General features: G+C 68.4%; 10 protein-coding genes. 5 read left to right on the plus strand and 5 right to left on the minus strand.

The window, feature by feature from the left end; genetic code table 11:
• The first annotated feature begins 18 nt into the window (after nt 1-18).
• Together hpt and C8258_RS06620 are read left to right on the plus strand one after the other, a co-directional pair.
• Nucleotides 19-573 carry a hypoxanthine phosphoribosyltransferase gene (gene hpt, locus C8258_RS06615; protein ID WP_062994550.1) on the plus strand — a complete coding sequence of 185 codons (555 nt, stop codon included), beginning with the start codon at nt 19-21 and terminating at the stop codon, nt 571-573.
• 376 nt (nt 574-949) lie between these two features.
• On the plus strand, nt 950-1,831 hold the full coding sequence (locus C8258_RS06620) for a LysR family transcriptional regulator (protein ID WP_106954422.1): 882 nt from the start codon (nt 950-952) through the stop codon (nt 1,829-1,831).
• Nucleotides 1,832-1,857: 26 nt separating this feature from the next.
• On the opposite strand, the gene C8258_RS06625 is transcribed toward C8258_RS06620, so the two are convergent.
• From C8258_RS06625 to C8258_RS06635, 3 genes are all read right to left on the minus strand, one after another.
• Nucleotides 1,858-3,186, minus strand: coding sequence for an amidase (locus C8258_RS06625; RefSeq protein WP_233224938.1), 1,329 nt, complete (start codon nt 3,184-3,186; stop codon nt 1,858-1,860).
• A gap of 551 nt (nt 3,187-3,737) precedes the next feature.
• Nucleotides 3,738-4,577, minus strand: a complete 840-nt coding sequence (locus C8258_RS06630; RefSeq protein WP_106954424.1) for an SDR family oxidoreductase — start codon at nt 4,575-4,577, stop codon at nt 3,738-3,740.
• Nucleotides 4,574-6,157 (minus strand): aldehyde dehydrogenase family protein, encoded by a 1,584-nt coding sequence (locus C8258_RS06635; protein ID WP_233224939.1) that lies wholly within the window; start codon nt 6,155-6,157, stop codon nt 4,574-4,576. Before C8258_RS06635 ends, C8258_RS06630 begins: the two co-directional genes overlap by 4 nt.
• Nucleotides 6,158-6,546: 389 nt before the next feature.
• Between C8258_RS06635 and C8258_RS06640 the strand changes: the two genes are divergently transcribed.
• Complete coding sequence (locus C8258_RS06640; RefSeq protein WP_106954425.1) at nt 6,547-7,938, plus strand: CdaR family transcriptional regulator; 1,392 nt, start codon at nt 6,547-6,549, stop codon at nt 7,936-7,938.
• Between the two features lie 4 nt (nt 7,939-7,942).
• On the opposite strand, the gene C8258_RS06645 is transcribed toward C8258_RS06640, so the two are convergent.
• A complete protein-coding gene (locus C8258_RS06645; protein ID WP_036497439.1) occupies nt 7,943-8,194 on the minus strand; it encodes a DUF2277 domain-containing protein in 252 nt (83 codons plus the stop codon).
• Between the two features lie 184 nt (nt 8,195-8,378).
• Here C8258_RS06645 and C8258_RS06650 point away from each other — a divergent pair, with 184 nt between their 5' ends.
• Nucleotides 8,379-9,200, plus strand: coding sequence for a DUF1266 domain-containing protein (locus C8258_RS06650; RefSeq protein WP_223273473.1), 822 nt, complete (start codon nt 8,379-8,381; stop codon nt 9,198-9,200).
• A gap of 4 nt (nt 9,201-9,204) precedes the next feature.
• Here the strand turns inward: C8258_RS06650 and C8258_RS06655 are convergent, their stop codons facing one another.
• Nucleotides 9,205-10,128: a hypothetical protein gene (locus C8258_RS06655; RefSeq protein ID WP_106954426.1), complete on the minus strand. Its 924-nt coding sequence runs from the start codon at nt 10,126-10,128 to the stop codon at nt 9,205-9,207.
• A 311-nt stretch (nt 10,129-10,439) separates the two neighbouring features.
• Between C8258_RS06655 and ftsH the strand changes: the two genes are divergently transcribed.
• Nucleotides 10,440-12,830, plus strand: a complete 2,391-nt coding sequence (gene ftsH / locus C8258_RS06660; RefSeq protein ID WP_106954427.1) for an ATP-dependent zinc metalloprotease FtsH — start codon at nt 10,440-10,442, stop codon at nt 12,828-12,830.
• The last annotated feature ends 41 nt before the right edge of the window (nt 12,831-12,871 follow it).

Raw genomic sequence — 12,871 nt, forward strand, 5'->3', positions numbered from 1 at the left:
GAAGGGAACCCAGCACACGTGTACGGGGACGACATAGCGTCGGTGCTGATCACCGAGGAGCAGATCCGAGCCAAGGTCGACGAGCTGGCCGAACTCATCGCGAAGCGATATCCCCCGGACGCGCCCGAGGGTGATCTGCTGCTGGTCGGCGTGCTCAAGGGTGCGATCTTCTTCATGACCGAGCTGGCGCAGGCGCTGCCGATCCCGACGCAGATGGAGTTCATGGCCGTCTCGTCCTACGGGTCGTCCACCTCGTCCTCGGGCGTGGTCCGGATTCTGAAGGATCTGGACAAGGACATCGCCGGGCGCAACGTGCTGATCGTCGAGGACATCATCGACTCCGGTCTCACGCTGTCGTGGCTGATGCGCAACCTGTCCAGCCGCAACCCCGCCTCGCTGGAGGTGGTGACGCTGCTGCGCAAGCCTGATGCGCTGCGCACCCACATCGAGGTCGGGCACGTCGGTTTCGACATCCCGAACGAATTCGTCGTCGGGTACGGACTGGACTACGCCGAGCGTTACCGCGATCTGCCCTACATCGGCACCCTGAACCCGCGGGTCTACAGCGCCTGAACTGGGCACATGACCGAATTGGTGACCGAATTCCGCCGAAATGTGGCGAAAATCACCGTTTGACGATGTTCCCTGCGCAATCGCTATCGATGGAAGTTGCTGATCGCCCGGGATGCCGGGCCGTATCGGCGACGGAACTCTCCGTGCCGCGCTGAACGTGGCATCACCGCTGGTCGACGGCTGCGGTGATGTCGTTTCATCGGCTTCTCGCGACGGCTGTCGCGTTCGCTGAGAATTGACCGAGGCGATTGTGCTGGAGTTATGGCGGAGCCCTATGCTGTCGGTAACAAACCGTTTGGCTGTTTATGACCCTCTATTCAGACTCGAAGGTCTAAAGCGGCTGGATTTCCCTGACCGATTCTGATAGCAAGGTGCTATGGACCCGCATTTGCGCGACCTGCGGTACTTCGTCGCCGTCGCTGAGGAACTGCACTTCACCAATGCCGCGCAGCGGCTGCACATCGCTCAACCCACCCTCTCGCGGCAGATCCGCCAGCTCGAGCGTCAGCTCGACGTGGTCCTGTTCGATCGCAACCAGCGCAGCGTCGCGCTGACCGTCGCCGGTAAGGAACTGCTCGAGGGAGCCCGTCGCATCCTGGAGCTGTGGGAGGTCACCAACGTGGCCCTCCAGGAAGCCGGTGAGGTGTTGCGGGTCGGTATCCAGAGCTCGATCGGACGCGGTCTGATCGCCGAACTGGAAAGCGCCAGCGGACATCGGCTGGCCTTGCATTCGGCATCGTGGACCGATCCCTCCAGCGGCCTCGCGGGCCGGCAGGCCGATCTGGCGTTGATGTGGTTGCCGGTGCCCGATTCCGGGCGCTACCGCTGGCAGGTGCTGCGCACCGAAGCGAGGTGGGTGCTCCTCCCCGAGAACCACCGGCTGGCCGATCACGAGGCCATCGAATTCGCCGATCTGATCGACGAGCCGTTCATCGCGATGCCCGCCGAAGCCGGTGCGGCACGCGACTTCTGGCTCGGCGGCGACGCTCGCGGCGGGCGGCAGGCCAAGATCGGCGGCGAGGCCGCCACCGCAGAGGAACGGCTCGAGGCCGTCAGCCTCGGACTCGGCGTCTGCCTGCTGGCCGAGAACAACGTGCCGATGTATCGGTGGCCCGGGCTCACCGCTTGCCCGGTCGCCGGCCTCGCGCCGTGTGAACTCGCGATGGTGTGGCGCGCGGACGACGACCGGCCGACCATTCTCGATTTCGCCAATCGCGTTGTCGCCGGTGGGTTTTCCGTCGTCGAAGACGACCGATGAGCGCTGTCGAAGACGAGCGGTAGGGCTCAGGCGGTGCGTTGCCAGGGCTGAGCGGTCTCCAACTGGGCGGCCAGGCGTAGCAGCGTCGATTCGCTGCCGGGCGGCCCGGCCAGCTGCGCGGCCACCGGCGTCCCGGTGCGCGGGTGCAACCCCATCGGGACGCTCACCGCGGGCCAGCCGACCAGATTCCACAGCGGCGTGAACGGCGAGAAGCGAACGTTGGCAACGACATTGGCCAGCCAGCCCCGGGCGTGCCAATTGCGCGCCGCGGGGGCGGGCGTGGCCAGCGTCGGGGTGATCACCACATCGTGCTGCTCGAAGAAGTCGAGCAGCCGCGCCTCGATCCGGTCGACCTGATTCGGCCGGACCAGACCGGCCTTCAGCACCGCCCGGCCTAGCGCGATATGCACGCGGCTACGGCGTTGCAGCAGTTCCGGATTCGCGACCGCACCCGCCTCGCGCGCCGCATTGGCCAGCCAGCGCCACGCCAGCGCGGTGGTCGCGCCCTGATACGGCAGTGCGGCGGGCACGACGCCGTGACCGGCCTCCTCGGCGAGCCGGGCGGCGGTCTGCGCGGCCGCGGCCCAGTGCTTGTCCACCCGCACCAGCGGGGACGGCGATCCGGGCGCGATCGCGATGCGCAGCGGCGTCGGCGGTTCCAGATCGGCCAGGGCGGGCCGGTCGGCCAGCACAGACAGCATGAGTGCCGCATCGGCGACCGTGGTCGCGAGCACCCCGTTCTCGGTCATCCCGCTCCAGGAGTCGACCCCCACCTGGGCCGGGACCACGCCGCGTCCCGGTTTGATGCCCAAGACGCCGCAGCACGCGGCGGGTATGCGCACCGACCCGAGCCCGTCGTTACCGTGGGCCACCGGCACGAGTCCGGCACCGACCGCGGCGCCCGATCCACCCGAGGAGCCACCGGCGCTGTAGCGAATATTCCACGGGGAACGAGCAATTCGCTCGGGCGTGTCGGAGGTGCCCCACAGTGCGCCCTCCGGCATCTCGGTCAGGCCGACCACGACCGCGCCCGCGGCCCGCAACCGCCGCACCACCGGGTGATCCGTGGCGGCGGGGACGCCCGACCCCGCGCGCGAACCCGCGTCGGTGATCTCACCGGCCACATCGATGTTGTTCTTCACCGCGACGGGGACGCCGGCCAACGGGAGGATGTCGAGGTCGGCGCGGTCGGCCAGGGCGCGGCTCTCGGCCCGTGCCCGCTCCGCGCGGACGGTGTGGAAGGCGCCTACCCGCGTATCGCCCCCGGCGATGCGATCCAGCGCGGCGTCGACGACCTGCCCGGCCGTGACCAGACCGTCGCGTACCGCGGCGGCGATCGCGATGGCGGTCGTCAACTTCGCCGGATCGGGGGCCTTCTCGGCGTCCGCGGCACCGGCGTTCGTGACCGGCTCACTACCCGCGGGCTTCGGGCCGACCGTCGACGAGGGCGAGTCGTGGTGCCGAGTGTCCGTGGACTTCCCGGTGTCCGTTGGGCCTTCGGTAGCGGCGGACTCATCGGTGCTGGGCCCGTCGGTGTCCGAGGCCGCTGCCGGGTCCGCGGCGGGGGGTTGCGGCCGGTCGCCCGGTGGGGTGCTCGACTCGGAACCGGTGGTTTCGTCTGCGTCCACTGCTACCTCCCGGGTGGCGCGCGAGACGGCGTTCGATGTCGCGTCGGCCAGTGCGATGCCCTCGTTGTGCATATGTCGAAGCCCCCGTCGCGTTGTGGTCGATATGGGCTGTTTTCGATGTTGTCGCGCAAGTTATCACTTTCGGCGACGCACACCGTTGATGATCACGGGGCGTGGCGGATGGTGCCGCGAAACCACGACCGCGCCGGTGCCGGACGCACGGTGGCCGCGGCGTCCACCGGACACCGCGGCCGCACAGGTCGATTCGCTCGTGCCCGCTATTCGGTGCCGTTGCGGACCCGTTCCTCGTAGGCCTTGCGGGCGGCCGAATCGACGTCGCCGAGGAAGGTCTGCTGCGCGCCCAGAGCACGTCCGATCGCATCGCCCACCGACTCCGGCAGTAGTCCGACCACCTGCGAGATGGCGCCGGCCACTTTCGTCACGCGGACCTTCGACTTCGGCGCCACCAGGAGTTTCGCGATGGCCTCGGCGATCTCCTCCGGCTCGGCCGGGCGCATCAGCTTCGGCGCCGAAACACCCGATCCCAGTTCGGTATTCGTCAGCGTCGGCAGCACCGACGAGAACAACACGCCCGTATCGCGATACTCCTCCCGCAGCGTGTCGGTGAAGCCCAGGACCGCGTGCTTGGTGGCGTTGTAGGTCGCCAGACCGGGGATGTGGGTCTCGCCGGCGAGGGAGGCGATATTGATGATGTGGCCGCTGCGCCGCGGCAACATCCGGGCCAGCGCCAGTTTCGAGCCCAGGATGACGCCGTAGACATTGATATCGATGATGCGGCGGGTCAACGCATCCGGTTCGTCGACCACCTTGCCGGTGGGCATGATGCCGGCGTTGTTGATCAGCACATCGACGGGTCCCAGCGCCCGTTCCACCTCGTCGAGGAAACTGCTGAACGACTGCTGGTCGGTGACGTCCACCCGGCCGTAGTGATCGAAATCGTGGTCGGTGCCGGACTGTTTGACGGCCGTCTCGTCCACATCGCCGATGGCGATCTTCGCGCCGAGTTGCTGCAGCCGCGTCGCGGTCGCCAGGCCGATACCGCGGGCGCCGCCCGTGATGACGACGACCTTGCCGCTGATCTTGCCGAAGTCGGTCACTTCTTCCCTCCGACCGTGTCGAGCACGTCCTTGATGCCCAGCCGGCGCATGCCGCGCGCACCCGCGGCGCGCATCGCGGCCAGCGCGAAACCGAGTTTGGTGGTGTTGTACGGGAACCACATGAGTTCTTTTTCCTGCGTGGGCAGGATCGGCACGGTGATGGCCTGTTTGCGGCAGTACTTGCGCACGCCGTCGGCGCCGCCCCAGCGCGCGCCCACACCGGACTGCTGCCAGCCGCCCATCGGCAGCGCGAAACTGAACATGTTGGCGAAGACATCGTTGATGTTCACCGCGCCCGCATTCAGCCGGCGCGCAACGCGTTCCCCGCGGGCCTTGTCGCCGGTCCACACCGACGCGGACAGGCCGTAGATCGAATCATTGGCCAGCCGAACGGCTTCGGCCTCGTCGGCGACCTTCATCACCGGGATGGTCGGGCCGAAGGTCTCCTCGGTCATACAGCTCATCGAGTGGTCGACGTCGGCCAGCACGGTGGGCTGGTAGAAGGTGCCCACACCGGTGGCCTTGCCGCCGGTCACCGCTCGCGCGCCCTTGGCGATCGCATCCTCGACGTGGTCGGAGACGATGGATTTCTGCGCGTCGTTGGCCAGCGCGCCGACATCGTATTTCGGCTCCCGCCCGTCCGCGCCCTGCCGCAGTTCGCGCACGTGCGCGGCCAGTTTCTCGACGAAGGTGTCGTAGACCGGAGCCTCGACATAGACCCGCTCGACCGAGATGCACACCTGCCCGGCGTTGAACAGACCGCCGAAGGCGATGCCGTAGGCGGCGCGGTCGATATCGGCGTCGGCCAGCACGATCGCCGGATCCTTGCCGCCGAGTTCCAGGCTGTAGGGGATGAGCCGCTCCACGCAGGCCGCGGCGATCCGCTTACCGGTCTTGGTCGAACCCGTGAACTGCACGTAGTCGACGTTGTCGACGACCGCCGCGCCCGTCTCGCCGGCCCCGGTCACCACGGCCAGCACCGGCGGCGCACCGATTTCGGCCCAGCCGCGCGCCAATTCCAGCGCCGACAGCGGAGTCACCTCGGACGGCTTGAGGACGACGGCCGCACCGGCGGCCAGCGCCGGAATCACATCGATCACCGGCATCGCCAGCGGGAAGTTCCACGGTGTGATCACGCCGACCACGGGATAGGGCCGGTAAGCGGTGGTCAGCTTCTTGACCCGGGCCAACGGGCTGTGCGGGGAGGGATGTTCGTCGGAGAGGAACTTGCCGGCGCGCCGGGCGTAATAGCCGGTGAGGTCGACCGAGAAGCTCGGATCGATCAGCGCGTCGACGCGGGCTTTGCCGGTTTCGGACTGCAGCACATCGGCGAGATGGTCGGTGTGATCGATGATCCAATCCTGCAGCTTCAGCAGCCATTCCTTGCGGCCCTCCGGCCCGATGGCCTCCCATTCGGGCTGGTAGAGCCGCAATTCGCGGACCTTGGCGGCAACCGCGTCGGCCGATTCGGCGGGTACGGTGCCCACCAGCTCGCCGGTCGCGGGGTTGCGCACCTCGATGTCGGTGACCACCGCGGTCGCCGCGGTCGCCTGCCGCGCGGGTGCCGGATCCTTCTTCACGGTTGCCGCCGGGGCCGATTTCGTCGCCGCCGGTGTGCTCGACTTCGCGGCCGGGGCGGACTTGGCCGCCTTCGCGGGCGTCTTCTTGGCCGCGGTCCGGCCGGCGGTCTTACGGGCGGCCGGCTTGTTTGCGCCGGTCGATTTCCCGGCCGCGGATTCGCCGGGTGACGGTTCGGTATTCGGCACGATGCTGTCTCTCCCCACGTGCGCTGCGCTGCGAACGGTTGACATTGTGAATCACTTCACTGATCTATGATCGTGTCACAATGATCCGCGCGCTGCTTGGTCTTTGCGGTCAAGGACTCGGCTGTAATTTGGCACCAGAGCACAAAAATTCCGCGGCCGCCGGCGGGCTGCACAACGAGATCGGGTGAACGAGGGGATCGGTGATGGCGACAGCCCCGTCCGATGTGGCGGTCCGGCAGTGGATGGCCGATTTCGTCGCCGAGACACTGCGCGGCGAGACCCTCGAACAGATGGTGGCCCGGCTCGACGCGCAGATCATCGGCCGCGTGCCGGAACTGACCGATCGCGATCTGCGCCGCGATCTGGAATCCAGCACCCGGGCACACGCCTTGGCCGTGCTCAGCGGTCTCACCCAGGACGCGATGGAGTACGCGGTCCCCGAACAGGCGCACGCCTTCGCCCGCACGCTGGCTCGCCGCGGATACGACCTGCGGCTGCTGCTGCGCGTCTACCACGCCGGCCAGGAGGCCGCGATCGACTACATGACCGAGGTGATCGACGAGCGCAGGCTGCCCGAGCAGTTCGAACGCTCGGCGCTGATCCGGCTGTTCGAACGCTCCACCCGCTGGGTGAACACCTCCGTCGAGGCGCTGACCGACACCTATATGCAGGAGCGGGAGCGCGGCCTGCGCGCGGCGCTCAACCAGCGCACCGAGATCGTGCGGACCTTGCTGTCGGGCGAGGATGTCGACGTGGACTACGCCTCGGCGCGGCTGGGCTTCCGTCTCGGGCAACGCCAGGTCGCGATCGTGCTGTGGACCGATTCCGATGCGCGCGGTGCCGGTGCGCTCCTGTCCGCCGCGGCGGACGGGTTCGCCCTCCCCGGCGCGGGCGGCGGCCGGCGGGAAGGCCCGGACGTCGTGACCGGCCCGCAGGGCGACGGCCTCGCCGGAAACAGTGGCGCCGCGGGGGACATCGGCGCGGACGACCGGCTGGCGGCCGGCAGTGATGAACTCGGACGGCTGGAACGAACGGCCACGCGGCTGGCCACCGCGCTCGGCGGGGTCGGCGTCCTCACCGTGCCGGCGGGTTCGGCGGCGCTGTGGGCGTGGCTCGCGGCCGATGCCGAGGCGGTCGCCGCCGTGGCCGCCGATATCGTCGCCGCGCCGATACGCCTCACGCTGGGCTCGTCCGCGACGGGTGTGGCCGGATTCCGGCAGAGCCATCGCGATGCGATCGCGGCCAGGCAGGTGGCCGAGCGGGCGGCCGTCGATCTCGGCCGGGTGCTGCCGTACGCGCGGGTCGAACCCGCCTATCTGGCCGGTGCGGACGTCGCGGCAATGCGCGCGCTGATCCGGCGGGAACTCGGAGCGCTGGCCGCGCCGGATGCGAATTCGGCGCGGCTGCGCGAGACGCTGCTCGCCTATCTGCGCTGTCACCGCAGCCCGGAGGGTGCGGCGGCGCGTCTGGGCGTGCACAAGAACACGGTCCGCTACCGCATTCAGCGCATCGAGGAAACGCTCGGGCGTCGCATCGAGGAATGCGGCCTGCGGCTCGAGCTGGCGCTGGAATGCGTGGCGGTCTACGGGGTGTGAGCGCTCAGACGCGGTCGCCGGTCGCGCGCAGCGGCGGTTCCGCGGCCGCGGTCACCGGATGGTCGGGCAGTTCGGCCAGCAGCGTCGTCGTCGCCGCGGCCACCGCGGCCACCGCCTTGTCGAAGGCCGGTTTCGTGACATACGACAGACCGGTCAGGCCACCCACCTTCCGCACGTATTCCTGTGCGGCAGCGAAGATTTCCTGGTCGGTGGCGCGGGGTTCGAGCCCGCGCAGCACGGTGATGTTGCTACCCATGGCGCCGAGAGTAGCCCTAGTCAGGGGCTTACGGCGCCCGATGAAACGGCAAATGTGAAAAATGTGTGTATCGGACTGTGGCGGTATGTCCAGAAGCGCCGGAATCCGGCCTTCCGGGTCACAGTCGACACGGCATCGGGAGATAACCGAACCCCCGGATGGCCGATGCGACACAATCGGAACCATGGCTGCCCGCGACATGCCGACCCTGACCACATTCCCCTATCCGGAACTGGACGAGCGCGAGGACGACCACTGGTCCGGCGCTCAGGTTTCCGACGACGAATTGCGCGCGCTTTCCCTGGGGGCGTTCTACTCCGCCCGCTGGGACGCCTTCCACGATGCCCTGCTGCTCGGACCCGAACGAGAACATCCGCTCGGTGACCGCCGCGAACTGGCCATCGACACCCTGACCGGGGCCTGGGGCATCACCGACGGGACCGAGGCGATGGCGTCGATGGAGCAGCTGCTCGACGGAATGCACGCACCGCTGTACGCGCTGGTCCATCCGCTGGTGAACGCGGCCCTCAATTCGCCCGAACGGGACCGCTTCGGTGAGCGCGCCGATCGGCATCGCGCCTTCCTGCGGCAGGTCGGGGCGTTTCGGGGGATGGACAACCCGGAGGCGCTGGTCCGCGACTACGACATCTGGTCCCAGGCGATCAAACTCGATCTGACCGGCCATCTGGTGCAGCCACTGCCCGCCGATATCCAGGCCTGGGATCTCGCCCGGGTGGTCGCGGTGGCGCGGATGGCCTTCACTGCCGGCTACCTCGAGGCCGATACGGCCTGGGATTACGTGATGCGCGCGCTGCCGCCGGCGCAGAAGCGCTACCGCAATTGGCGGCAGTTCGGCGACGCCTATCTCACCGGGTGGACCTACTGGCAGGCCTGTGAGGACATGGCCGTGCTCAAGTCCGGCGGCACCGATCGCCGGCTCGAACTGGTCCGACTATGGATGCGGCCGACCAGTCCGTGGCGGCGCATCGCGCTCCAAGGCGAGTAGCGCCTCAGTCGGGGAGCGAGCGCAGGATCCCGCGGCCGTAACGCTGGAACTGCGCATCGTCCACCATCGCCAGCGAATGCCGCTCGACCAGTAGTTCCCACTCCGAATACAGCTGTGCCACGCCCGGGTCCGGCGGCGCCACGGCGCCGTCGGCGGATTCGCGCTGAATCGCGAAGTTCACCGCGCCGACGATCCGATCGGTATCGGCCCGGTCGGTCCCCAGAAAACTCAGCGTCGTATTGCCGTCGGTGAGGTCGATGCCGTAATCGCCACCCGGCTCGTCGCCCGAACCCTTGCCGACCTCGGCCGAGATCAGCGCCGAGACCGGCATCTCGTGCGCATAGCGCGGGGTGGAACCGATCGAGAGCAGCAGCACCCGCCCGGTGGTGACGGCCAGCAGCCCGCGCCCGCGTCCGGCCGGTGGGACCGCGGTGACCATCGCGGTCTCCAGCATGAACTCCTCGGGTGTGACCATCGTGTGCAGTGCTCCGGCGGCCGAGCGGGTCTCCCGCCGCGGCGCCATCCGCCGGATCGCGCGGTCGACGTCGGCCCGGGTCGGTCCGGTCTTACCCCAGACCGGTGCGGGTGGCACCAGATCGGGCGCCGACATATCGATGCGCTGGGTGGCCAGGATCTGGGAGTTGATCCGCTCCACGATCACGGTCGCGGCCGGCACGTCGTGTTCGGCGATCAGCACCGGGAGTGGGGTGCGGTCGGCCGGGACGCCGGTGAGGACCGGACTCGGATAACGCAGGTAGATCTCGATCACGACGGCGTCGTCGGCGCGCCGGTTCAGCCGGACCTTCAGCAGGTCCGACACCGGAACGTCGAGCACCCGCTCGCCATCGGTGCCCGGCCGCAGAACCTGGAGTCGCCCGCCGCCGTGGCGCAGTATCGCTGTGGGTGTCCGTAGCTCGACTATGTCCATACCCCCTGCGTTCGTCCTGTGTTGTCGCTCACAATAGGTCGTGCATGCCATGATTGGGACCACTTGGACGGACACCGCGAGGTGATCGCCCGATAGGTCGGGAACCACCAGCGTTCTCCGACCGTTTACCTGTTGAACTGCATCAGCTGCCGAACTGCGCGATGTATCGAGTAGACCGTACGCGGTAACGTGGCTTGTCCGCATCCGTTCTGCCCGACCCGGTCGGTGCCGGTATGGATACGGCCCCGCCCGACGCATAGTAGGCATACACCGGAAACACCGGAAAGGACTGGCCCGCCGGCCGACGCTCTATGAACCGCAAGACAGTGTTTCGCAACCTGGCCATAGTCGCGGGCATCCTGCTCGTGATCTATCTGGTCAGCTACTTCAGCAACGACACGCGCGGCTGGAAGAACGTCGATACCTCGGTGGCGCTCACCCAGCTTGCCGACAAGCAGAACGTCAAGCAGGTCCAGATCGATGACAAATCGCAGCAGCTGCGCATCACCCTGAAAAACGGCAACGACGCCACCGGCGGCCAGACCCAGATCATGGCCAAGTACCCCGGTGGCAGCGAGGTCTCGGCGCAGATCCTGCGGGACGTCCAGGCCTCGGGCGCGCCGTACAACACCGAGGTCAAACAGGACTCCTGGTTCACCCAGGTGCTGCTGTTCGTGCTGCCGATGGTGATTCTGCTGGGCCTGTTCGTCTTCGTGATGGCCCGCATGCAGGGCGGTGGCCGCGGCGGCATGATGGGCTTCGGTAAATCCAAGGCCAAACAGCTGTCGAAGGATATGCCGAAGACCACATTCGCCGATGTGGCCGGCGCCGACGAGGCCGTCGAAGAGCTGTACGAGATCAAGGACTTCCTGCAGAACCCGGCTCGCTACCAGGCGCTGGGCGCCAAGATTCCCAAGGGCGTGCTGCTCTACGGCCCGCCCGGAACCGGTAAGACGCTGCTGGCCCGCGCGGTCGCGGGTGAGGCCGGGGTGCCGTTCTTCACCATCTCCGGTTCCGACTTCGTCGAGATGTTCGTCGGTGTCGGCGCCTCGCGCGTGCGCGACCTGTTCGACCAGGCCAAGCAGAACAGCCCCTGCATCATCTTCGTCGACGAGATCGACGCGGTCGGCCGCCAGCGCGGCGCCGGCCTGGGCGGTGGTCACGACGAGCGCGAGCAGACGCTGAACCAGTTGCTGGTCGAGATGGACGGCTTCGGCGATCGCACCGGCGTCATCATCATCGCGGCCACCAACCGGCCCGACATCCTGGACCCGGCGCTGCTGCGTCCGGGCCGCTTCGACCGCCAGATCCCGGTCGGCAATCCGGACCTCGCCGGTCGGCGCGCGATTCTGCGGGTGCATTCGCAGGGCAAGCCGATCGCGCCCGATGCCGATCTGGACGGCCTCGCCAAACGCACCGTCGGCATGTCGGGTGCCGATCTGGCCAATGTGATCAACGAGGCGGCGCTGCTCACCGCCCGCGAGCACGGCAACGTCATCACCGGACCGGCCCTGGAGGAATCGGTCGACCGGGTGATCGGCGGTCCGCGTCGCAAGAGCCGGATCATCAGCGAACACGAGAAGAAGATCACCGCCTACCACGAGGGTGGTCACACCCTGGCCGCATGGGCGATGCCCGATATCGAGCCCGTCTACAAGGTCACCATCCTGGCCCGCGGTCGCACCGGCGGCCACGCCATGACCGTGCCCGAGGACGACAAGGGCCTGATGACCCGGTCGGAGATGATCGCCCGCCTGGTGATGGCGATGGGTGGCCGCGCGGCCGAGGAACTGGTCTTCCACGAGCCGACCACCGGCGCCTCGTCCGATATCGACCAGGCGACCAAGATCGCGCGCGCGATGGTCACCGAATACGGCATGAGTGCCCGGCTGGGCGCGGTGCGCTACGGGCAGGAACAGGGCGACCCGTTCCTGGGCCGCACGATGGGCACCGGCTCGGACTACTCGCACGAGGTGGCCCGCGAGATCGACGAGGAGGTGCGCAACCTCATCGAGGCCGCGCATACCGAGGCCTGGGCGATCCTCAACGACTATCGCGACGAACTCGACGCGCTGGCCACTGCGCTGCTGGAGCGCGAGACCCTGCACCGCAAGGATCTCGAACAGGTCCTCGCCACCGTCGACAAGCGTCCGCGCATCACCGCTTTCAACGATTTCGGTGAACGTGTGCCCTCGGACAGGCCGCCGGTGAAGACCCCGCGCGAGCTCGCCGCCGAACGCGGTGAACCGTGGCCGGAGGAGACCGAGACCCGCAAGCCGAGCCAGCCCGCTCCGCAGCCGGTGCCGGCCAACGGGTATCCGCAGGAGGGCCATCGCAACCCGGCCCCGGCTCCGACCCCCGGCTACGGCTATCCGGCCCCGCAGCCCGGTAACTACCCGCGGCCCGCGAATGGCCCGGGATATCCGCCGCGGCAGGGTACGCACGGCTCCCGCCCGGACTACGGCGCTCCCGCCGGCTGGTCGGCTCCGGGCTGGCCGCCGCAGGAGGATCCGTCCGCGGGCGGTTCGCCGCAGCAGCAGCCGGAGTACGACAGTGGTTACGGCGGATCCCAGGGATACGGCGAACCCCAGCGCTACAGCGGTGGTCATCGCCGGCCCGAGTGGCCCGGAGATCAGGAGGGTTCGACGCAGAACGGCACCCAGGATCACGGCGATTGGGACGGACCGAACAGCCACCGCTGACCGGCTGCGATTAGGCTCGACGGTCGAACCGCGCTGTCGGC

The sequence above is a fragment of the Nocardia sp. MDA0666 genome, from assembly GCF_003023875.1.
In the GTDB taxonomy this organism is placed as follows: domain Bacteria; phylum Actinomycetota; class Actinomycetes; order Mycobacteriales; family Mycobacteriaceae; genus Nocardia; species Nocardia aobensis.